22 protein-coding genes and 1 tRNA gene are annotated in these 20685 nt (G+C 68.5%); 9 read left to right on the forward strand and 14 right to left on the reverse strand.

Features of this window, described 5'->3' with window-relative positions; translation table 11 throughout:
• Positions 1 to 144: 144 nt before the first annotated feature.
• Both polA and ABD785_RS15325 read left to right on the forward strand, forming a co-directional pair.
• Entirely contained in the window at positions 145 to 2829 is a 2685-nt protein-coding gene (polA, locus tag ABD785_RS15320; RefSeq protein ID WP_344828340.1) for a DNA polymerase I, read from the forward strand.
• Between the two features lie 115 nt (positions 2830 to 2944).
• Positions 2945 to 4102 carry a D-alanyl-D-alanine carboxypeptidase family protein gene (locus ABD785_RS15325; protein WP_344828342.1) on the forward strand — a complete coding sequence of 386 codons (1158 nt, stop codon included), beginning with the start codon at positions 2945 to 2947 and terminating at the stop codon, positions 4100 to 4102.
• 232 nt (positions 4103 to 4334) lie between these two features.
• Here ABD785_RS15325 and ABD785_RS15330 read toward each other — a convergent pair whose 3' ends face one another.
• Genes ABD785_RS15330 through ABD785_RS15340 form a run of 3 tightly spaced genes read right to left on the reverse strand, consistent with a single transcriptional unit; the run spans position 4335 to position 6918 of the window.
• Complete coding sequence (locus ABD785_RS15330; RefSeq protein ID WP_344828345.1) at positions 4335 to 5126, reverse strand: amino acid ABC transporter ATP-binding protein; 792 nt, start codon at positions 5124 to 5126, stop codon at positions 4335 to 4337.
• Positions 5123 to 6022 carry an amino acid ABC transporter permease gene (locus ABD785_RS15335; RefSeq protein ID WP_344828348.1) on the reverse strand — a complete coding sequence of 300 codons (900 nt, stop codon included), beginning with the start codon at positions 6020 to 6022 and terminating at the stop codon, positions 5123 to 5125. Before ABD785_RS15335 ends, ABD785_RS15330 begins: the two co-directional genes overlap by 4 nt.
• Positions 6022 to 6918, reverse strand: coding sequence for an ABC transporter substrate-binding protein (locus ABD785_RS15340; RefSeq protein WP_344828351.1), 897 nt, complete (start codon positions 6916 to 6918; stop codon positions 6022 to 6024). Before ABD785_RS15340 ends, ABD785_RS15335 begins: the two co-directional genes overlap by 1 nt.
• 166 nt (positions 6919 to 7084) lie before the next feature.
• Between ABD785_RS15340 and ABD785_RS15345 the strand changes: the two genes are divergently transcribed.
• Positions 7085 to 7579 carry a DUF4352 domain-containing protein gene (locus ABD785_RS15345; RefSeq protein WP_344828354.1) on the forward strand — a complete coding sequence of 165 codons (495 nt, stop codon included), beginning with the start codon at positions 7085 to 7087 and terminating at the stop codon, positions 7577 to 7579.
• Between the two features lie 5 nt (positions 7580 to 7584).
• Here the strand turns inward: ABD785_RS15345 and ABD785_RS15350 are convergent, their stop codons facing one another.
• From ABD785_RS15350 to ABD785_RS15375, 6 genes are all read right to left on the reverse strand, one after another.
• Positions 7585 to 8370, reverse strand: a complete 786-nt coding sequence (locus tag ABD785_RS15350) for an ABC transporter ATP-binding protein (protein WP_344828357.1) — start codon at positions 8368 to 8370, stop codon at positions 7585 to 7587.
• A complete protein-coding gene (locus tag ABD785_RS15355; RefSeq protein ID WP_344828360.1) occupies positions 8360 to 9151 on the reverse strand; it encodes an ABC transporter ATP-binding protein in 792 nt (263 codons plus the stop codon). Before ABD785_RS15355 ends, ABD785_RS15350 begins: the two co-directional genes overlap by 11 nt.
• Entirely contained in the window at positions 9148 to 10269 is a 1122-nt protein-coding gene (locus tag ABD785_RS15360) for a branched-chain amino acid ABC transporter permease (RefSeq protein ID WP_344828363.1), read from the reverse strand. The genes ABD785_RS15355 and ABD785_RS15360 overlap by 4 nt, the downstream gene beginning before the upstream one ends.
• Positions 10266 to 11252: a branched-chain amino acid ABC transporter permease gene (locus ABD785_RS15365; protein ID WP_344828539.1), complete on the reverse strand. Its 987-nt coding sequence runs from the start codon at positions 11250 to 11252 to the stop codon at positions 10266 to 10268. The genes ABD785_RS15360 and ABD785_RS15365 overlap by 4 nt, the downstream gene beginning before the upstream one ends.
• Positions 11253 to 11331: 79 nt before the next feature.
• A complete protein-coding gene (locus ABD785_RS15370) occupies positions 11332 to 12504 on the reverse strand; it encodes a branched-chain amino acid ABC transporter substrate-binding protein (protein ID WP_344828366.1) in 1173 nt (390 codons plus the stop codon).
• Positions 12505 to 12701: 197 nt separating this feature from the next.
• Entirely contained in the window at positions 12702 to 13328 is a 627-nt protein-coding gene (locus ABD785_RS15375) for an ANTAR domain-containing response regulator (RefSeq protein ID WP_344828369.1), read from the reverse strand.
• Positions 13329 to 13364: 36 nt separating this feature from the next.
• On the opposite strand from ABD785_RS15375, the gene ABD785_RS15380 reads away from it, so the two are divergent.
• The 5 genes from ABD785_RS15380 (at position 13365) to ABD785_RS15400 (ending at position 15620) form a co-directional block, all read left to right on the forward strand.
• A tRNA-Leu gene (locus ABD785_RS15380) sits at positions 13365 to 13438 on the forward strand.
• A gap of 308 nt (positions 13439 to 13746) precedes the next feature.
• Positions 13747 to 14283, forward strand: a complete 537-nt coding sequence (locus ABD785_RS15385; protein WP_344828542.1) for a MauE/DoxX family redox-associated membrane protein — start codon at positions 13747 to 13749, stop codon at positions 14281 to 14283.
• 26 nt (positions 14284 to 14309) lie between these two features.
• Entirely contained in the window at positions 14310 to 14840 is a 531-nt protein-coding gene (locus tag ABD785_RS15390; protein WP_344828372.1) for a hypothetical protein, read from the forward strand.
• Between the two features lie 30 nt (positions 14841 to 14870).
• Positions 14871 to 15071: a hypothetical protein gene (locus ABD785_RS15395; RefSeq protein WP_344828375.1), complete on the forward strand. Its 201-nt coding sequence runs from the start codon at positions 14871 to 14873 to the stop codon at positions 15069 to 15071.
• Positions 15072 to 15140: 69 nt separating this feature from the next.
• On the forward strand, positions 15141 to 15620 hold the full coding sequence (locus ABD785_RS15400; protein ID WP_344828378.1) for a S26 family signal peptidase: 480 nt from the start codon (positions 15141 to 15143) through the stop codon (positions 15618 to 15620).
• Positions 15621 to 15628: 8 nt separating this feature from the next.
• Here the strand turns inward: ABD785_RS15400 and ABD785_RS15405 are convergent, their stop codons facing one another.
• From ABD785_RS15405 to ABD785_RS15415, 3 genes are read right to left on the reverse strand one after another with little or no spacing between them, the layout of a single operon-like run.
• Entirely contained in the window at positions 15629 to 16111 is a 483-nt protein-coding gene (locus ABD785_RS15405) for a S26 family signal peptidase (protein ID WP_344828381.1), read from the reverse strand.
• A 20-nt stretch (positions 16112 to 16131) separates the two neighbouring features.
• The gene (locus tag ABD785_RS15410; protein ID WP_344828384.1) at positions 16132 to 17949 is read right to left on the reverse strand and encodes an ABC transporter ATP-binding protein; all 1818 of its coding nucleotides are present in this window, start codon (positions 17947 to 17949) and stop codon (positions 16132 to 16134) included.
• 9 nt (positions 17950 to 17958) lie between these two features.
• On the reverse strand, positions 17959 to 18495 hold the full coding sequence (locus ABD785_RS15415) for a TlpA family protein disulfide reductase (protein WP_344828387.1): 537 nt from the start codon (positions 18493 to 18495) through the stop codon (positions 17959 to 17961).
• 233 nt (positions 18496 to 18728) lie between these two features.
• Here ABD785_RS15415 and ABD785_RS15420 point away from each other — a divergent pair, with 233 nt between their 5' ends.
• Positions 18729 to 18938: a hypothetical protein gene (locus ABD785_RS15420; protein ID WP_344828390.1), complete on the forward strand. Its 210-nt coding sequence runs from the start codon at positions 18729 to 18731 to the stop codon at positions 18936 to 18938.
• A 103-nt stretch (positions 18939 to 19041) separates the two neighbouring features.
• Here the strand turns inward: ABD785_RS15420 and ABD785_RS15425 are convergent, their stop codons facing one another.
• Positions 19042 to 19191 (reverse strand): hypothetical protein, encoded by a 150-nt coding sequence (locus ABD785_RS15425; protein ID WP_344828393.1) that lies wholly within the window; start codon positions 19189 to 19191, stop codon positions 19042 to 19044.
• A gap of 57 nt (positions 19192 to 19248) precedes the next feature.
• Entirely contained in the window at positions 19249 to 20682 is a 1434-nt protein-coding gene (gene pyk / locus ABD785_RS15430; protein ID WP_344828396.1) for a pyruvate kinase, read from the reverse strand.
• Positions 20683 to 20685 lie beyond the last annotated feature (3 nt).

The raw sequence follows: 20685 nt of genomic DNA on the forward strand, positions 1-20685 counted from the left end.
CGAGGTCACCGAGCGGGTTGTCCGCTCCTGCGAGGGCCGATGAATCCGTCACGCTGTCAACTCCTGGCAATCGTCCGGGCGCCACGCGGCGCCATTGTCCACAACGGAAAGGAAAGTGTCCGAGGTCGAGACTAGGCTTTGAGCGTGGCGAACTCCGAACCGACCCCTCAGACCCTGCTCCTGCTCGACGGGCATTCCCTTGCCTACCGGGCGTTCTTCGCGCTTCCGGTGGAGAACTTCTCGACGACGACGGGGCAGCACACCAACGCGGTGTTCGGCTTCACCTCGATGCTGGTGAACGTGCTGCGCGAGGAGAAGCCCACCCATGTGGCGGTCGCCTTCGACCGTTCGGAGCCGACCTTCCGGCACACGGCCTACGACGAGTACAAGGCCGGGCGGGCCAAGACCCCCGACGAGTTCCGGCCCCAGGTGCAGCTGATCGGGGAGATGCTCGACACCCTGCGGATCCAGCACCTGTCGGTGGCGGGGTTCGAGGCCGACGACCTGATCGCGACCCTGGCCACGCAGGCCTCCGAGCAGGGCATGAAGGTACTGATCGTCACCGGTGACCGCGACGCCTTCCAGCTCGTCGACGACAACACGACCGTGCTGTACCCGGTCAAGGGCGTCTCGGTGCTGGCCCGGATGGACCCGGCGGCCGTCGAGGCCAAGTACGGGGTCGGCCCGCAGCGCTACCGGGAGCTGGCGGCCCTGGTCGGCGAGTCCAGCGACAACCTGCCCGGCGTGCCGGGCGTGGGGCCCAAGACCGCCGCCAAGTGGCTGACGGCCTACGACGGACTCGACAACCTGGTCGCCAGGGTCGACGAGATCAAGGGCAAGGCCGGCGAGAGCCTCCGCGAGCACCTCGGCTCGGTCCTGCGCAACCAGCAGATCAACAAGCTCGACTGCGACGTCCCGCTGGAGGCCTCCCCCGCCGACCTCACCATCGGCGACTGGCAGCGCGAGGAGATCCAGGCCCTGCTCGACACCCTGGAGTTCCGGGGCGAGCTGCGCGAGCGGCTGTTCACCACGCTCGGCGAGAACGTCGTCGAGGCCGAGGAGGGCTTCGCCGTCGACCTGACCCTGCCCGAGCCCGGAGCGCTCGGCGACTGGCTGGCCGAGCACGGGAACTCCGGCCGCACCGGCGTGGCCGTCCAGGGGCGCTGGGGGCGCGGCACGGGCGAGCTCAGCGCCGTCGCGCTGGCCGCGGGTGACGGCGCCGCCGTCCACTTCGACCCCGCCGCCCTGACGCCCGAGGACGAGTCCGCGCTGGCCGCCTGGCTCGCCGACCCCGCAGCGACCAAGATCCTGCACGACGCGAAGGGCCCGCTGCTGGCGTTCGCGGCCCGCGGCCTCACCCTGGCCGGGATCACCGACACCGCGCTGGCCTCCTACCTGGTCGCCCCCGACCAGCGGGCCTACGACCTGGGCGAGCAGGTGCTGCGCTACCTGCACCGCGAGCTGCGCGAGGAGGCCGAGGAGTCCGGCCAGCTCAGCCTGGACGGCGGTGACGAGGACTCGGCGGCCCAGGAGCTGGCCGTCCGGGCGATGGCCGTGGTCGACCTGGCCGACGCGCTGAGCGGCGAGCTGGAGCGGCGGGGCGCGACCCGGCTGCTCGGCGAGATGGAGCTGCCGCTGCTCGACATCCTCGCCGGGATGGAGCAGGCGGGCATCGCGGTCGACAACGACCGTCTCGCGGGGCTGTCGGCCACGCTCGGCGGGCAGGCCAAGGAGGTCGAGCAGGGCGCGTTCGACGCGGTCGGCCACGAGTTCAACCTGGGGTCCCCCAAGCAGGTCCAGCAGGTGCTGTTCGACGAGCTGAACCTGCCGAAGACCAAGAAGACCAAGACCGGCTACACGACCGACTCCGAGGCGCTGACCACGCTCCTGGAGCGCGACGGGCATCCGGTCCTGGAGCGGATCCTGCGCTGGCGCGAGGTCGCGAAGCTGAAGTCGATCGTCGACTCGCTGATCCCGCTGGCCGACGACACCGGCCGGATCCACACGACCTTCAACCAGACCGTAGCGGCCACCGGGCGCCTGTCCTCGACCGACCCGAACGTGCAGAACATCCCGGCCCGCACCGAGGAGGGCCGCCAGATCCGCGAGGCCTTCACCGTGGGCGCGGGGTACGAGTGCCTGCTGACCGCGGACTACAGCCAGATCGAGCTGCGGATCATGGCCCACCTGTCCGGGGACCGGGCGCTGATCGAGGCGTTCGAGTCGGGCGCCGACTTCCACACGATCACCGCGGCGAAGGTGTTCTCGGTCGAGCCCGAGAGCGTCACGACCGAGCTGCGCAGCAAGATCAAGGCGATGAACTACGGGCTGGCCTACGGGCTGTCGGAGTTCGGCCTGGCCGGCCAGCTCCGGATCTCCCCCGGCGAGGCCAAGCAGCTCAAGGAGGAGTACTTCGAGGTCTTCGGCGGCATCCGCGACTACCTCGCCTCCGTGGTCGTCGTGGCCCGCCGCGACGGCTACACCGAGACCATCCTCGGCCGCCGCCGCTACCTGCCCGATCTCAACTCCGACAACCGGCAGCGCCGCGAGATGGCCGAGCGGATGGCGCTCAACGCCCCGATCCAGGGGTCGGCCGCCGACATCATCAAGGTCGCGATGATCAAGGTGGACGCGGCGCTCAGGGCGTCGGGGCTGAGCTCGCGGATGCTGCTCCAGGTCCACGACGAGCTCATCTTCGAGGTCTCCCCCGGCGAGCTGGAGCCGCTCCAGGCGCTGGTCCGCAAGGAGATGGAGGCGGCCTACGCCCTCACCGCCCCGCTGGAGGTCTCGATGGGCCACGGACGGAGCTGGTACGACGCCGCGCACTGACGGCCCGAGCCCGTCCCGGCCACCGTGGCGGTCACCACAAATAGCCCCATAGCATGACGATTTAGACCACATGGTCGCCTAACGTGTTTCCGTTCGGAAACCGGGGGGTCGGCTCGTGCGTCGCATCGTTCTACTGATCATCGGGCTGGCCGTGGTGGCCGCCGTGGCCGTGCAGCTCGTGCGGCCGGTGCCCGATCCGAAGGTGCGGCTGCTCGTCGCGGCCTCCTACACCTTCCCCGGGACCGCGCCCGTGCTGCCCTTCCCCGAGACCGGTGAGGCGGCCGTCGACGTGGGCGGGCTGGGGTCGCTCGGCACGTCCGGGGCGCAGACCCCGACGCCCACCGCGAGCGTCGCGAAGGTCATGACGGCTTATCTCTTCCTCAGGGACCATCCGCTCAGCGCGGGCGCCGACGGCCCTACCTTCACCGTCTCGCCCGAAGAGGCGGCCCGGCTCGACTGGCGCAAGGAGCGCGACGAGTCGCTGATCGACGTGAAGCCGAACGAGCCGTTCACGGTCCGCAAGGCCCTCCAGGCGCTGATGACCGTCTCGGCCAACAACATCGCCCACGAGATCGCCCGCTGGGACTCCGGCGACGAGGCCGCCTTCCTGGCGAAGATGAACGGCGCCGCCCGCGACCTCGGCATGACCACCACCACCTACACCGACCCCAGCGGCTACGACCCCTCCACCGTCAGCACGGCGGCCGACCAGGTCAAGCTGCTGAAGGCCGCCTTCGCGCTGCCGGAGTTCGAGCAGATCGTCAGCCTGCGCTCCTACACCGACGTCAGCGGCGAGCCCAAGTCCGCGGGCAACCAGCTCCTCGGCGAGGACGGCGTCATCGGCGGCAAGACCGGCTACACCAGCGTCGCGGGGGCCAACTTCGTGTTCGCCTCGCGCGAGACCGAGGGCACCTCCAGCACCCTGATCATCGGTGCGGTCATGCACCAGCCTTCCGGGCTGGGCGCCGCTCCCGCCCTGGAGGCGGCCCGCCTGCTCATCCGGTCGGCCAGAACCGCGATCACCGGCTACCGCCTCGCCGCCAAGGGCGATCCGGTCGGCTGGCTCGACGACGGGCTCGGCGGGCTCACCCGGCTGCTCCCGCCAGCGGACGTCACGGTCCTCGGCTGGCCCGGTCTGACCGTGCCGATCAGGATCGCGCTCAGCGGTCCCGCCACGGCCACCCTGGACACCGGCGGCGGCCCGGTCGTCCTGTCCCCCGAGAGGACCCCGGAGGACCCGTCCGTCCTGGACCGCCTCACCCGTCTCGGATGACCGCCGCATCCGGGGCATGACCCTGTGGAACAACGGCCTCGCTGTGGATAAGCCTGTGGGTTTCGGTCTGTTTGGTACCCGGTCGCCCGAAGGCTTTGCGCCGGACCCTCCCCGGTCGCTACCGTGTCATCCAAGGGCCTGGAATCCGCTGAGTAGATAACGCATACGACCGGGGAAGGGGTGTGCGGCCCCAAAGGCGGCTTCCAGGCCCATTCTTCTTTTCGGATGTCCGCTACAGGACCTTGGAGAGGAACTCCCGGGTCCTGGGGTGCTGGGGGTTGGCCAGGACCTCGCGGGGGGCGCCCTGTTCGACGACCACGCCGCCGTCCATGAAGACCAGGCTGTCGCCCACCTCGCGGGCGAAGCCCATCTCGTGGGTGACCACGACCATGGTCATGCCGTCCGCGGCGAGGCTCTTCATGACCTCCAGGACCTCGCCGACCAGCTCGGGGTCGAGCGCGGAGGTCGGCTCGTCGAAGAGCATCAGCGACGGGTCCATCGCGAGGGCACGGGCGATCGCGACGCGCTGCTGCTGCCCGCCCGAGAGCTGGGAGGGGTAGTTGCCCATCTTGTCGCCGAGGCCGACCCGGGTGAGCAGTTCCTCGGCCCGGGCCCTGCTCTGCGCCTTGGGCAGCTTCTTCACCCGGCAGGGCGCCTCCATGACGTTCTCGAGCGCCGTCATGTGCGGGAAGAGGTTGAACCGCTGGAAGACCATGCCGATCTCGCGGCGCTGCTCGGAGACCTCGCGGTCGCGGAGCTCGTAGAGCTTCCCGTTCTTCTCCCGGTAGCCGACGAGGTGGCCGTTGACGTACAGCCGCCCGCCGCTGACCTTCTCCAGGTGGTTGATGCACCGCAGGAAGGTCGACTTGCCCGAGCCCGACGGCCCGACGACGCACATCACCTCACCGGCCCGCACCTCCAGGTCGATCCCCTTGAGGACCTCGACCTTGCCGAAGTACTTGTGGACGTTGTCGGCCTTGACCATCACGCCCGCCGGCACCTCCGAGGGGGTCTCCGCCGTCATCGGGTGCTCCCCTTCGCGTAGTACCGCTCGATGTAGTACTGGACGATCATCAGGACCGTGGTGAGCACCATGTACCAGAGGCAGGCCGCGACCAGCATCGGGAACAGCTGGAACTCCCGTGCGCCGACCGCCTGGAGCTGGAAGAACAGCTCGTTGGTGACCGGGACGTAGGCGACCAGCGCGGTGTCCTTCAACATGGAGATCGTCTCGTTGCCCGTGGGCGGGACGATCACGCGCATCGCCTGCGGCAGCACGATGCGGCGCAGGATCTGCAGCTTCGACATGCCGAGGGCGCTGGCGGCCTCGGTCTGGCCCTCGTCCACCGACAGCAGGCCTGCCCGGACGATCTCCGCCATGTAGGCGGCCTCGGACAGCGCCAGCGCGAGCAGGCCGGCCATGAAGCCGGTCATGATCGTGTTGGCGTCGATCGAGAAGAGCGTGCCGTGGATGTCCACGCCCATGAGGTCCGACAACTGCGCGGTGAACGGCAGGCCGAACCCGTACTCGGCGTACAGGACGCCCATGTTGCCGAACAGGACCATGAGCACGATGCGCGGGACGGCCCGGAAGAACCAGGTGTAGAGGAAGCCCACACCGCGGAGGACCGGGTTGTCCGAAAGGCGCATCACCGCGATGACGACGCCCAGCGCCACACCGATGACCATCGACAGGATCGTCAGGATGATCGTCGTCCGGACGCCCTCGATGACGGGCGGCCGGAAGGCGTTGTCGGCGATGAACGACCACTGGAAGTTCTTGTTCGTGACCAGCATGTGCACGAACTGGGCGGCCAGGATCGCGATGATCGCGACCGCCACCCACCTGCCCGGGTGCCGGACGGGCACGGCCTGAATGGCTTCAGGCCGTGCCCGTTCGGGCGACTTGTCCAGCGTCATCAGGATTCCGGGTCCACCGCGGGGTCGGTGGTCAGGGCGCCGCCCTCGACGCCCCACTTCTCGAGGATCGCCTTGTAGGTGCCGTCGGCGATGAGCGCCTTGGTGGCGCCCGCGATGGCGGCGGCCAGCGGGGAGCCCTTCTTCACGACGAAGCCGTAGGGGGCGGCGTCGTAGATGTCGCCGACCGCGGCGAGCGCACCGTTGGACTTCTTGACCGCGTAGGCCGCGATCGGGGAGTCGGCCAGGCCCGCTTCGTCCTTACCGGAGGCGACCGAGGCGGTCGCCTGATCCTGCTTCTGGTACTTGTCGATCGTGATCTTCGGCTTGCCTGCCTTCTCGCACTCCTTGGACTTGGCGGTCATCTCCTCGTCCTGGACCGTGCCGGTCTGGACGGCGATCTTCTTGCCGCAGACGTCCTTGGTGTCGATGGTGACGCCGTTCTTGGCGAACCAGAGCGTGCCGGCGCTGTAGTAGCTCACCATCGAGACCTGCTTGAGGCGCTCGGCGTTGATCGTGAAGGAGGAGACACCGACCTCGTACTTCCCGGCGGTGGAGACGCCGGGAACGATGTCGGTGAAGGAGCTGGTGACGAACTCGGCCTTCAGCCCCAGCTTGGCGGCGACGGCGTCGAAGAGTTCCTTGTCCCAGCCGATGACGGTCTTGCCGTCGGTGTCCAGATACTCGTTGGGGGCGTAGGAGGAGTCCACGCCGACCTTGATGACGCCATCGGCCTTCACGTCGGCCGGGACCTGGGCGGCGAGTGCCGTGTCGGGACCGCCGGTCGCGGTGATCGCGGGCTTGGCGGCGGCGTCGTCCTTGTCCTTCTCTCCGCAGGCGGCGAGGCCGAGGGAGCCCACGAGGACCAGGGCGCCCACGGCGATCGAGCGACTGGCCACAGAACCGGAAATCACAGGGCATTCCTCCAATGGCGGTACAGATCTCCAGAGATCCGGAGTTCGTGCAGAATATCTTTGCGTCGGGTCAGGTCAAACCGGTGAAGACTGTGTACCGATCGCGCTACGTCACTGTTATCCCGTTGATAGTGCGATCTAACGTCAATTCATGCTGAGGATCATGCGGCTCGCCCTTGTCCTGGCGCTCGCGGCGGGGTGCGGAGGCTCGCCGAAGGCACCGGCGCCGCAGCCGTCGGGCTACCGCGACGGGCTCGTCGAGTTCATCCCGCTGGGAGTGACCACCGGCATCACCTCGGTGATCGGGAGCCATGCCGACCTGCCGTCCAAGAACGGGCAGGTGGTGTTCGTCCGGCTGGCGGTGATCAACCACTACCGGACCTTCCACGACCTGGACGTGCGGAAACAACTCCTGGTCACTTCCGACGGCCGTCAGTGGGAGATCGACGGCCAGGCGACCAGCATCAAGCGCCAGCCGACCCGGCTGTCCCTCGGCTCCGGCAACAGGGTCGAGTTCGACCTCTACTACGACATACCGGCCACCGCACGGCCGAAGGAACTGCTGCTGTACGGCGAGCCGGTCACCGACCTGGGCGTCGCACTCCCGGAGGATCCGGGAGTGCGAGCGCCCCTGGCCGTGCCCTAGGCCGGTCAGCCCTTGCTCAGGTCGGGGCCCGTCTCCGGGCGGTCCTGAGGCTCGTCCGGCGGGACGTCCTGCGGCTCGGGGTCGCCGAGGTCGCCGCCCAGGTAGGCGGCGCGGACCTCGGGGTCGTCCAGCAGGTCGGAGGCGGGGGCGGACTTGACGATGCGCCCCGTCTCCAGCACGTAGGCCCGGTGGGCGAGCTTGAGCGCCTGCTGGGCGTTCTGCTCGACCAGCAGGACGGTCGTGCCGCGCCGGTTGATCTCCTCGATGATCGAGAAGATCTGCTGGACCAGCATCGGCGCCAGGCCCATCGACGGCTCGTCGAGCAGCAGGACCTTCGGGCGGGCCATGAGGGCGCGGCCGATGGCGACCATCTGCTGCTCACCGCCCGACATGGTGCCCGCCATCTGGTCGCGCCGCTCGGAGAGCCGCTCGAACAGGCCGAACACCTCGTCCATGTCCTTGGTGAGGTCGCCCTTGCGGGTGTAGGCGCCCATCATCAGGTTCTCGCGGACCGTCATGCCGGGGAAGACGCCCCGGCCCTCGGGCGACTGCCCGATGCCCGCGACCACGCGCTTGTGGCCGGCCATCCTGCTGATGTCCTGGCCGTCGAACCAGACCGAGCCGCGCGACAGCGGCCGCAGGCCCGAGATGGTCTTCAGCGTGGTCGACTTGCCGGCGCCGTTCGCGCCGATGAGCGTCACGATCTCGCCCTCGGCGACCTCGACCGAGATGCCCTTGAGCGCCTCGATCTTGCCGTAGTGAACGCTGATGTCCCTCAGCTCAAGAAGCATCGGGCACCCCCAGATACGCCTCGATGACCTTCGGGTTCCGCTGGATCTCGTGGGGCAGGCCCTCGGCGATCTTCTGGCCGAAGTCCAGCACCGCGATCCTGTCGCTGATCCCCATCACCAGGCTCATGTCGTGCTCGATCAGCAGGACCGTGCGGCCCGCGTCGCGGATCCGCCGGATCAGCCCCTGCAGCTCGATCTTCTCCGCGGGGTTCATGCCGGCGGCGGGCTCGTCCAGCAGCAGCAGCTGCGGGTCGGTGGCCAGCGCCCGGGCGATCTCCAGCCTGCGCTGGTCGCCGTAGGGCAGGTTCTTGGCCATCTCGCCCTTGCGGCCGGAGATCCCGCAGAAATCGAGCAGCTCCGCCGCCAGCTGCTTGGCGTCGCGCTCCTCCTTCCGGTACAGCGGCAGCCCGAACGTGACGTTGAGGAACCCGGACTTGTGGTGCGCGTCCGCGCCCACCATCACGTTCTCCTCGGCCGTCATGTTGTGGAACAGCCGGATGTTCTGGAAGGTCCTGGCGATGCCGCCCTGGGTGACCTCGAACCGCTTCTTGCCCTGGATGGGAGCGCCGTTGAACAGGATCGCGCCCTCGGTGGGCTTGTAGACGCCGGTGATCGTGTTGAACACCGTGGTCTTGCCCGCGCCGTTCGGCCCGATCAGGGCGAAGATCTCGCCCTTGTTGATGTCCAGCTCGACGCCGTTCAGCGCCACGACGCCGCCGAAGCGCATCGTGAGGCCCTGAAGACGCAGCACCGGTGCGGTGCCCTGGTCGGTGACGCTCATTTGGACACCTCCGCGACCTCGGCTCCGAGGTGACCGCTTCCGCCGCCGCCCTCCGCGAGCTCGGCCTTGCGCTGCCTCGACGGGATGAGCCCCTCGGGACGCCAGATCATCATCGCCACCAGGACCGCGCCGAAGATCAGCTCACGGTACTCCTGGGCGCCGCGGAAGCGTTCCGGCAGCCATGCCACCATGAACGCGCCCAGCACGACGCCCGGCAGGTTGCCGGAGCCGCCCAGCACGACGGCGGCGAGGATCGTCGCCGAGAGGATGAACGGGAACGCGGCCGGAGCGACGAAGGAGACCTTCGCGGCCCACACCACGCCCGCGGCGCCGCCGACGGCCGCGCCGATCGCGAACGACAGCAGCTTGAACTTGAACGTCGGGACGCCCATCAGCTCGGCGGCGTCCTCGTCCTCGCGGATCGCGGCCCACGAGCGTCCGATCCGGCTGTGCTCCATCCGCTTCACCATGATGATCACGAGCGTGATCACCACGACGAGCAGGTAGTAGTACGGCCGGGCGTCGCGGATGCCGTAGTCGAAGATGTCCACGCCGCCGATGTTCACGCCGGTGATGTCCGGCGGGTGCGGCACGTTGTTGATGCCGCGCGTCTCACCCAGGTACTCCGCGTTCTCCGCGACCTTCCGGATGATCTCACCGAAGCCCAGCGTGACGATCGCCAGGTAGTCGCCGCGCAGCCGCAGTGTCGGCGCGCCCAGGATGATTCCCGAGATCGCCGCCATCAGGATGCCGACCGGGAGGATCTCCCAGAAGGTCCAGTGGTAGCGGACCGACAGGTCGGCCATGCTGTAGGCGCCGATCGCCCAGAAGGCGACGTACCCCAGGTCCAGCATGCCCGCGTAGCCGACCACGACGTTCAGGCCGATGGCCAGCAGCACGTAGATGCCGATGGGGAAGAACAGGATCGACGACCACTTGGCGTGCGGCGACATGATCGGGGCGAGCCCGCTGTAGGGCAGCAGGAGCGCACCGACGAACAGCAGCACGTAGACGGCGTAACGCTGGTAGACCGGCGCGCCGCCCCACCACGAGCTCAGCTTCTGGCCGGGCACGGCCGCGGTGCTCCGCAGGCCGTCCAGCGCGTTCCGGGCGCTCATGCGCGCGCCCGCTGAAGCGACTCGCCGAGGATGCCCGTCGGACGGAACATCAGGACGATGACCAGGATCGTGAAGGCGATGACGTCCTTCCACTCCGACCCGAAGATGCTCGCGCCGTAGTTCTCGACCAGGCCAAGGGTGAAGCCGCCCACCAAGGCCCCCTTCAGGTTTCCGATGCCACCCAGCACCGCCGCCGTGAAGGCCTTGATGCCCAGGATGAACCCGATGAAGTAACTCGTGACCTCATAGAACAACAAGAAGAAGAAGGCCGCCGCTCCTGCCATCAGCCCACCGATCAGGAACGTCACGACGACGATCCGGTCGATGTTGACGCCCAGCAGAACGGCCGTCTCCGGGTCCTGCGCGGTGGCGCGGATGCCGCGGCCCAGCTTGGAGCGCGTCACGAAGAGCTGCAAGATGATCATCATCGCGAGAGCCGCCACGATGATCAGGACCTTGTCGTTGCGGACGTCGCCGGACCCGATGCTGAACAGGACCTCCTTGTCCATCAACCGGCGCGGCTCACCGCCCGCCTGCGCGAGGCCGAGGGTGTCGCGGCCGCGCCCGTGCGCGAACCACTTGGGGATGATGACGGTCGCGAACAGCTCCTGAAGGAACAGCGAAGCGCCGATCGCCGAGATCAACGCCGCCAGCCGTGAGGCCCCGCGTTTCCGCAGCGGCCGATAGGCGATCCGTTCCAAGGCCACCGCGGCGCCACCCGAGGCCAGCATCGACCCGGCGAGGCACAGCAGAAGGACAGCCACCAGGGCGAACCCGGTGAAGGGGCCGTTGATACCGGTGATCTGCATGGTCGCGAGAGCACCGAAGGTGCCGATCATGAAGATCTCAGAGTGCGCGAAGTTGATCAACCGGAGGACGCCGTACACCATCGTGTAACCCAGCGCCACCAGGGCGTAAATCGAGCCGACGGTCATGCCGTCGATCGTGTTAGCCCAGAAACTGGAGGTGAAATCGTCGAACATCCACACGTCCTTGTGTATGGAACAGGGGGCGGGATCCGTGCGGGGTCCCGCCCCCTGTCGCCAGAATCGATCAGGCTGACTAGGACGCGATCTTGTCGGCCGCGCCGACGAACTCCAGCTTCCCGCTCTTCACGAGGAAGTAGAAGATCGACTTGTCCTCGATCTCACCGGTCTCGGTGAACTTGATCGGCTTGGAGATGCCCTTGACGTTGACCGTCTTCAGGTACTCGTTGAGCTTCTCGGGCGTGTCGTTGCCCGCCTTGATGCCCTCGAGGTAGATGTTCGCGACGTCGAAGCCCTCAGCGGAGTAGGTGCCCTGGTCCGCGTTGAACTTCGCCTTGTAGTCGGTGATGAACTTGCCGACGGCGGGGTTGTCGGCGGTCGGGTTCACCGACTGGCAGGCGCAGGAGATGATCGCGCCTTCGGCCTGCTTGGCACCGGCGGCGTCGATCAGGCCCTGGTCCAGAGCGCCGTCGTCGGAGAAGAACTTCGCGGTCACGCCGCCGTCGCGCATCTGCTTGAGCAGTTTGCCGCCCGCGGCGTAGTAGCCGGCGAAGAACACGACGTCGGGCTTGGCGGCCTTGATCTTGTTGATCGTCGAGGAGTAGTCGTTGGCGTTCGGGTCGATCTTGTCGGTGCCCGGGGTGACGCCACCGGCCTTGATGGCCTCGACGAACTTGCCGGCCAGGCCGATCGAGTACTCCTCGTTGTCGTCGACGAGGAAGACGCTCTTGGCCTTGAGCTGAGTGAGGATCGCCTTCGCGTCCTCGGCGCCCTGCGAGTCGTCGTTCGTGATGACGCGGTGCCAGTACTTCCAGCCGTTGGCGGCCAGCTTGGTGCTGGTGGCCGACGGGGAGATGCTCGGGATCTTGGCCTCTTCGAACTTCGGCACGACGGCCTTCGACTCACCGGAGAACGCCGGGCCGATGATGCCGATCGGCTCCGCCTCGATGAGCGTGTCGGCCTGCGCCGGGGCGGCGGCCGGGTCACCCTTGGTGTCGTACTTCGCCAGCGTGACCTTCTTCGCCGGGTTGGTCGCGTTGTACTGCGCGATCGCCAGCTCGACGCCGTTGGAGATGTTGATGCCGAGCTGAGCGTTCGGGCCGGTCTGCGCGCCGATGAAGGCGAGCTTCAGCTCACCACCGGACGGCGAGCCGCCGTCCTTGTCATCGCTGCCACCGCAGGCGGTCAGGACGAGGCTCGCAGCGCCGGCGACGGCCAGGAGGCGCATCACGGGGGGAACGCGTTTCATGCCGGGTCTCCTTCGTTGAGCCTTTCCCGCTTCGATGCGGGTGCTCGCATGGGACTGGATGGCCGAAACGTACTCAGTTAGACCGCCAAACACCAGATCAGAGCCGGTCCTTCACACATCGTGATGCACACTCGTGACCTTGCCGCAATCTAACAAAAACCTCCGAAACGGGCATGTAACAGTGCAAAACCTACGGCTCACAGGCCTTCCGGCGCACCAGAGCCCTCACCGGCGGCCGCGGGGGCGGGCGTCTCAAGAACGGCCTCGGCGACCTTCCGCATGGTGAGACGCCGATCCATCGAGGTCTTCTGGATCCAGCGGAACGCCTCGGGCTCGGTCCAGCCGTGCGCCGCCTGCAGATGCCCCTTCGCCCGGTCGACGATCTTCCGCGTCTCGAGCCGCTCCTTCAGCGAGGTGACCTCGCTCTCGAGCTGCTTGATCTCGTCGTACCGGGAAACGGCCATCTCGATCGCGGGCATGAGATCGGCCTTCTGGAACGGCTTCACGAGATAGGCCATCGCCCCGGCCTCACGCGCCCGCTCGACCAGCTCCCGCTGCGAGAACGCCGTCAGCATCACCACCGGCGCGATCCGTTCCCCGGCGATGCGCTCCGCCGCCGAGATCCCGTCCAGAATGGGCATCTTCACATCGAGGATCACCAGATCGGGCCGCAACTCGGTGGCCAGCTTCACGGCCGTCTCACCGTCCCCGGCCTCGCCCACGACCCGGTACCCGTCCTCCTCCAGCATCTCCTTGAGATCCAGCCGGATCAGGGCCTCGTCCTCAGCAATGACAACTCGCCTACCGCTCTCACTCACGCCCACGAGACTACCGGGAACCTGTACCCTGGTGCCTGCCAGGCCTCGGTATCCCAATTGGCAGAGGACGCGGATTCAAAACCCGCTTGTTGTGGGTTCGAGTCCCACCCGGGGCACTCACCGAACAGCCGCCTTGTTTCCCGAGGCGGCTGTTCTGTTTCCCTGGCCTCCCCGCCCGGCGCGGCGCCGCGCCGCCCGCCCCCGCCGATCGGCCGGCCACGGCCACCGGACCGCCCGTCATGAAAAGCATCCGGGCAGCACTGAATGGCGAAAGCAATTCCGCTTTCAATGACCCACCGAATGGCGATAAATCGCATTCAGGTCTTGACACCCTCACCCGACATTCGTACATAATCGAAATACCAAATGTCGCATAAGCCGCCGGTCGCTCCGACCGGACCCGGCCCGAGGACCCCACTTGTCAATGACCTATATCGGCATCACGTCAAGGGCACTGCTCTTCGCCGTCTTCGCCATGGCCGTAAGAGGTAAGGCCGCCGATCGCGACTCCTTCGCGTCCTTCGTTTCCTCGATGACCGCCATGGGTCTTCCCGCCGCCTTCAGAAACTCGCGATTCGCGATGCTCGTCGTCGCCTGCGAGGGATCGACGGCGATCCTGCTGGCCATTCCCTCGACCCTCACGGGAGCGATCGGATGCGTCATGGCGGCCGGTCAGCTCGTCGCCTTCGCCCTGGCGATCCAGGTCTCCGTCAGAAGCGGCGGCGACACCTCGTGCCGATGTTTCGGCGCTTCCTCAGCACCGCTGGGGACGCCGCACGTCGCGCGCAATCTGGTCCTCGCGCTCTGTGCGCTGCTGGGGGCCGCCGCCACCCTCGCCGGAGGGGCCCTCACCGCCGGACCCCTCCTCGTGGGAGGCCTGGCCGGCCTGCTGGCCGGCTTCCTGGTCACGCGCCTCGACGACCTGGTCGCCCTGTTCACGCCCCTGCGGAGCTCCCGGTAAATCCGCCTCGCCCAAGGAGGACCACCATGCACGTCATGATCACAGCGATCGTCGGCCTCGCCGCGGCGCTCAATCTGCTTCTGACCTTCGGGGTCGTCAGAAGACTCAGGGAACACACCGATCTGCTGGCCGCCCGCAGCGCCTGGGACGAGGGCGAGCCATTGCGGCCCTTCCTCGGCGAAACGGTCGGCGACTTTCTCGTCACCACCGTCGACGGAGACTCCTTCGACCGCGACGACCTGCTCCCGCAGGACACCTGGATCGCGTTCCTGTCCGCGGACTGCGCTCCGTGCCGGCAGAAACTCCCCGCATTCGCCGAGCACATCCGCGCGCTTCCGGCCGGAGAGACGAGACCGGTGGCGATCATTCTGGGCGACCCCGGGGACACCGCTCCTTTCACCGACGCCCTCAGACCACTCACCAAGGTGGTGGCGGACGACGACGCCGCCGAGATCGCGGCCCTCATGGCCGTGACCGCATTCCCCTCCTTCGTGCGCGTCGGGCCCGGTGCACCGGGTGAACTGACGGTGAAGGAGAACAATCCCCGGTTCATCTGACCGGGGATTCCGCCGAAAAGAAGGGCAAGAATGAAACTGCTCGAAAGAATGGCCGACGGAATGCTGAGCGTCGTCGTGCCGAAGAAGGCGGCCGCCGCCGCGGAGTGCTACATCGCCTACCCCTGCTACCAGTGCGCCGGTCCGACGTACATGCGCTCGAAGGTCCAGTGCTGCACCTACTGGTCCCCCCAGTGCCGGACGATCTCCACCGGCAAGTGCGGTTCCTGCTGACATGACCGGCGCGGCCGGGCGGGCGCCCCGAGGTGTCCCGCCCGGCCGCTTCCCAGGGAGGAGCGGAAGATGTCCGTGGCGATCTCGCTCTGCGTCGGCGGCCTGCTGACGGCGATCGTGCTCGTGGCCTGGCTCGCGAGTTCCCATCTCGTGATCACGGTGACGGGCTCCAGCATGGAGCCGGCCTACCGGGACGGCGACAGGGTGCTGGTCAGGCGGACCGGCGGCGTCCGGCCCGGCCAGGTCGTCCTCGTCCGCCAGCCCCTCTTCGACCCCAGCGGGCACCTGCCCGGAGCCCCGGCACCCGCGCCGGAACGCCTGCTGGCCGACCGGGTCCTCGCGCTCAAGCGGGTCGCGGCGGTCGAGGGCGGCCCCGTTCCGGCGATCAGCGGCCTGGACGGCGACGACGGCCGGGTGCCCGAGGGGAAGCTCGTCGTCCTCGGGGACCACCCGGAGGCGAGTCTCGACTCGCGGTTCCTCGGCTACTTCGCCGCCGCGGACGTCCTGGGCGTCGCCGTCCGCACGCTCTCCGCCACCCGCCCGGCATGACCCGGCGATCAGCCGAGCCTCCGCACCGCGACGCCGAGAACGCGCTCCGCCGGGAAGTAACCGAAGAACCGCGAGTCCGCGCTCGCCTCGGCGTTGTCCCCGATGAGCACCAGGCTGCCGGGCGGTACCCGGCCCTCCCCGGCCGCGGCCAGGACGTCGAGCCGGGGAACCGGGTCGCCCTCCACCGCGACGACCCTCTTGATCATCCACGAACGCCCGGCGAGAGCACGGACGGAGGCGGAGCCGGACAGCGGCGGCTCGGCCCACGGCCGGCCCATGACGGGATGCTCGGCCACGACCACCTGGCCCGGCGTCCCCGTCCTGCCTCGCCGGACGAGCACCCGGTCACCGTGGTGGAAACTCGGCTCCATGCTGGCCCCGCTGACCGTCACCGCGACGTACCTGCGCCTGCCCACCGCGGCCGCCGCCGCCCCCAGACCGGAGACGACGGCCACGGCCGCGGTGGAGGAGACGAAGACGAGCTGCCACACCTTGGGTTCACTCCCGGTCTTCAGTGTTCCGCGCCGTATCCCGACGCCTGGAGGGCGAACAGGCGGGCGTACTCCCCCGCCCCGTCGATCAGCGTCTGGTGGTCGCCCTCCTCGGTGATGACGCCACCGGAGAGCACGACGATGCGGTCCGCGCCGCGCACGGCGCCGAGCCGGTGGGAGATCAGCAGGCTGGTGCGCCCGGCCCGATGGCGGCCGAGCGAGGCGTGGATCTCGGCCTCGGCCTCGGCGTCGAGCCCCGACGACGGCTCGTCGAGGATCATCAGGTCCGGGTCGTCCCGCAGGAGGGCCCGGGCCAGGGCCAGCCGCTGCCATTGCCCTCCGGACAGGACGACGCCCTGGTCGGGGCCCTCGTCATCGCGGCCCTCCATGAAGAACATCCGCGTCAGCAGCGTCCGGTATCCGCGGGGCAGACCGGCCAGCTTGCCGTGGATGCCCGCGCGCTCCGCCGCGGCGGCGATCGCCTCGAGGTCGTCGAGCCTGCCGAGGTCTCCGAGGCCGATGTTGTCCTGGGCGCTGAGGTCGTAGGACATGTAGTCCTGGAAGACCGCGCAGATCCGGCGGCGCAGATCCCCGGCGTCGGCGTCGCGGACGTCGACGCCGCCCCAGGTGACGGAGCCCTTCGTCGGGTCGTAGAAGCGGCACAGGAGATTGACCAGCGTCGACTTTCCCGCGCCGTTGAGCCCAACCAGGGCGACGGTCTCCCCCTTGGCGATCCGGAGGTTCACGCCCTTCAGCACCCAGTCGTGCTCGTCGGAGTAGCGGAACCAGACATCGTGGAGTTCGATGCCCTCCGTGAGCAGCGAGTCGAGGGGCCGCGGGTCCTTCGCGACGGGGAGTTCCGGTCCCGCGGTCGTCACCGACCGGAAATGGTCGAACATGCCCAGGGACTCCTGGCAGCCCGCGATGCCGCCGGCGATCCCGGCGAGTCCCGTCTGGACTCCGGCGACTGCGGCGACGAACACCGTCACGTCGCCCGGCGTGAGCCGTCCGCGCGCGGCCGCCGAGATGGCCCAGATGAGGCCCGCCCCGCCCACCGTCGCGGCCATCAGGCCGAGACCGATCTGGAGGGACATCTCGCGGAGGTCCACCGCCCGCTTGGCGCTGTTCGCCGTGCGGCGCTCGCTGAGCATCCGCGCGCGGAAGAAAGCACCCAGATCGAAGAGCCTGACCTCCTTGGCGGCCTCCACGCCGGCGAGCAGCTGGCCGTAGAAGAACTCTCTGCGCTCGGTGGGCCCGATGTCCCAGTACATCCGCACCCGGCGGCGCGCCATCGCCAACTCCGAGACGAGCATCGGCACCCCCGAGAAGAGCACCAGGGCCGCCATCCAGGGGTTGATCAGGAAGAGGGTGACGAGGAATCCGGCGACGGTCGTCACGTGCCTGGCGATGGCGAGGACTCCGGTGACGACCCTGATCGGCGCACCGCTGGCGGCCTGCTGGGCCAGGCGCAGCCGCTCGAGGAAGCTCGGGTCCTCGAACCGGCCGAGCCCGACGAACTCCCCCACGGCGGTGAAGAGACGGTCCTGGGTGAGGACCCCGACCTCACGCTCCAGATGGACGGCGAGGTACTCGGTTCCGAGCGGCAGTGCCGCCGCGACCAGGCCCGCGACGCCGAGGCCGAGGGCGTATCCGAGGAGCGAGCCGGCGTCCCCTCCCTCGGTCAGGCCGTCGATGACGGCCTTGGTGAACCACGCGATCACCACGGGGGCGGCGGAACCGACAACCGTGAGGACCACGTACAGGACGAGACCGGCCGGGGCCGCCTCGGCCGGGTAGGAGAACGCGTCGGCCGTCTGCCGGATCAGGCGCTTCGGCATGGGCGGGGATCAGCTTCCCTGCGGCGTCAGCAGCTTCGGCTCGAGCTCCCTGACGGCGACGCCGCCGCCCTCGGGCGCCACCAGCACGAGGGAGGGGAAGGCGCTGACGCCGAACGCCCCGCTGACCGGGCCCCTGAGGTCCTCGACGACCACCGTGGCCACTTCGGACAGCCGGGCGGCGAATTCCGCCGCGCCCTCGTCCTTTCCGACGACCACGGCCACGGGACGGCCCTGACGATCGCCCGCGACCTGGGCGTGCACAAGGAATTCCGGCACCAGTTCCTTACAGGGATCACAGGAGGGGGAGAAGAATCCGACCAGGGTCTCCTCGCCCAGTGAGCCGGTCGTGAGCGTCTCGCCCCGCACGGTCGTGGTGGTGAATTCGGGCACCATTTCCCCGACGCCCAGAACGGCCGCGGCCCCATGACCGGACCGCGCCAGCAGAGCCGTGTGCTCCTTGAGCCGTGCGACCACACCCACCGTGAGCAGGATGTTCACCACGGAAATCGCGCCCACGAGCACGACGGCGGCAACAAGAAACTCCATGCGACTCCCCTGAGGCAGTGGGCATATGGCCCATTCATCGACTCGCCAGGAAGTTAGTTGAACCGCGCCGCGCCATTAAAGTGATTTCGCTTGTGATGTAGAACACAAAAAAAATCCGGGATCTCCCTGTAAGAAAAAGAAAGACGCCCCGGAGACCGTTCAGACCTTGATCGCCCTTGTTCTTTGTGATTTCTTCGAACGGTCAGGACCACCGGAAAACAGGGAGGATTCGAATGCGGGTCATCGAGGACCTGGGCCAGAGGATGCTGTCGATGTTCGTCCCCGGCGTCGAGGCGTCGGCCATCGGCGTCTGCCGGCGGAAGTTCATTCGCAGGACGTGCTCGGGAGGGGCCTTCAGCCACTGGGACGAGCTCTGGTACTGCGAGGACTGCACCAACGGGTCCTACCTCGGAACGTGCTACTTCAACGGCGGCCCCTGCTAGAGCGGCCTCCCGGTCCGTGCGCCCGGGCCCATGAAAAATGCTCTTCACCGGCCGGTGAAGAGCATTTTCGCGTGCCGCAGGGCAGCTGACTTCGAGACAGGCCCTAGCCGTACCAGCGGACCGCCCATTCCTTGTCGAGGTCTTGGGGGTCCGGGAGGCCCTCGGAGTGCTCCAGGGTCGGGTGGGTGGCCACGGTGTCGGCCAGGCGGATCGGGGCCGGAAGAGAGGTCCAGCGGGGCTCTGGGGCGTCCATGGGTCCATCATGCGCGAAACGCCCCCTTGGTTGAAGGGGGCGTTCCGGGGGAGTTCGTCAGGCGTTCAGGTGGGCGATGGCGTCGCCGATGCGGTGGACGCGGAGGGCGTTGGTGGAGCCGACGGTGCCGGGAGGGGAGCCGGCGACGATGACGACGCGGTCGCCCTTCTGGCAGCGGCCGATCTCGAGCAGGGCCTGCTCGACCTGGCGGACCATCTCGTCGGTGTGGTTGACGTGGTCGACGATGAAGGTCTCGACGCCCCAGGTGAGGGCGAGCTGGCTGCGCGTGCGCTGGACGCTCGTGAAGGCCAGCAGGGGGATCGGGCTGCGGTAGCGCGACAGGCGGCGGGCGGTCTCGCCCGACATCGTGAAGGCGACCAGCGCCTTGGCGCCCACGATCGCGCCGACCTCGGCGGCCGCGCGGGCGATGGCGCCGCCGACCGTCTCGGGGACGCGGTCCACGGACGTGTCGAGGGTGAGCGAGCTGCCCTCGGCGGCCTGGGCGATGCGGCCCATGGTCTGGACGGCCTCGATCGGATACTGGCCGACGGCGGTCTCGCCGGAGAGCATGACGGCGTCGGCTCCGTCGAAGATCGCGTTGGCGACGTCCGAGGCCTCCGCGCGGGTCGGGCGGGGCGCGCTGATCATGCTCTCGAGCATCTGGGTGGCGACGATGACCGGGTGGGCCTTGTCGCGGGCCAGCTCGATGGCGCGCTTCTGCACGATCGGGACCTGCTCGAGCGGGAGCTCGACGCCGAGGTCGCCGCGGGCGACCATGATGCTGTCGAAGGCGTCGACGATCTCGGGCAGCGCGGCGACGGCCTGCGGCTTCTCGATCTTGGCGATGAGGGGGACGCGGACGCCCTCCTCGTCCATGATCCGGTAGCACTCTTGGGCGTCGGCGGCGTTGCGGACGAACGACAGGGCGACCATGTCGACGCCGATGCGCAGGGCCCAGCGGAGGTCGGCCTCGTCCTTCTCGGTCAGGGCCGGGACGCTCACCGCGACGCCGGGCAGGTTCAGCCCCTTGTTGTCGGAGACCATGCCGCCGACGACGACCTCGGTGCGCACCCGGGGCCCGTCGACGGCGAGGACCTTGAGGGAGACCTTGCCGTCGTCGATGAGGACGCTGTCGCCGGCGGCGACGTCGCCGGGCAGGCCCTTGTAGGTCGTGGAGACCTCGCGGCGGTTGCCGGGGATGTCGTCGATCGTGATCGTGAACTCGTCGCCCACGTTCAGGCGGACGGGGCCCTCCGGGAAGCGGCCGAGCCGGATCTTCGGCCCCTGCAGGTCGGCGAGGATGCCGACTCCCCTGCCGGTGGCGTCCGCCGCCTCACGGAGGTGGCGATAGACCGCCTCGTGCTGCTCATAGGATCCATGGCTCATGTTCAGACGGGCCACATCGATCCCGGCCTCGACGAGAGCGAGGATCTGCTCCCGGCTCGAGCAGGCCGGTCCGATGGTGCTGACGATTTTCGCGCGACGACTCACGAA

It is taken from the genome of Actinocorallia longicatena (assembly GCF_039534125.1).
GTDB classification, from domain to species: Bacteria; Actinomycetota; Actinomycetes; order Streptosporangiales; family Streptosporangiaceae; genus Actinocorallia; species Actinocorallia longicatena.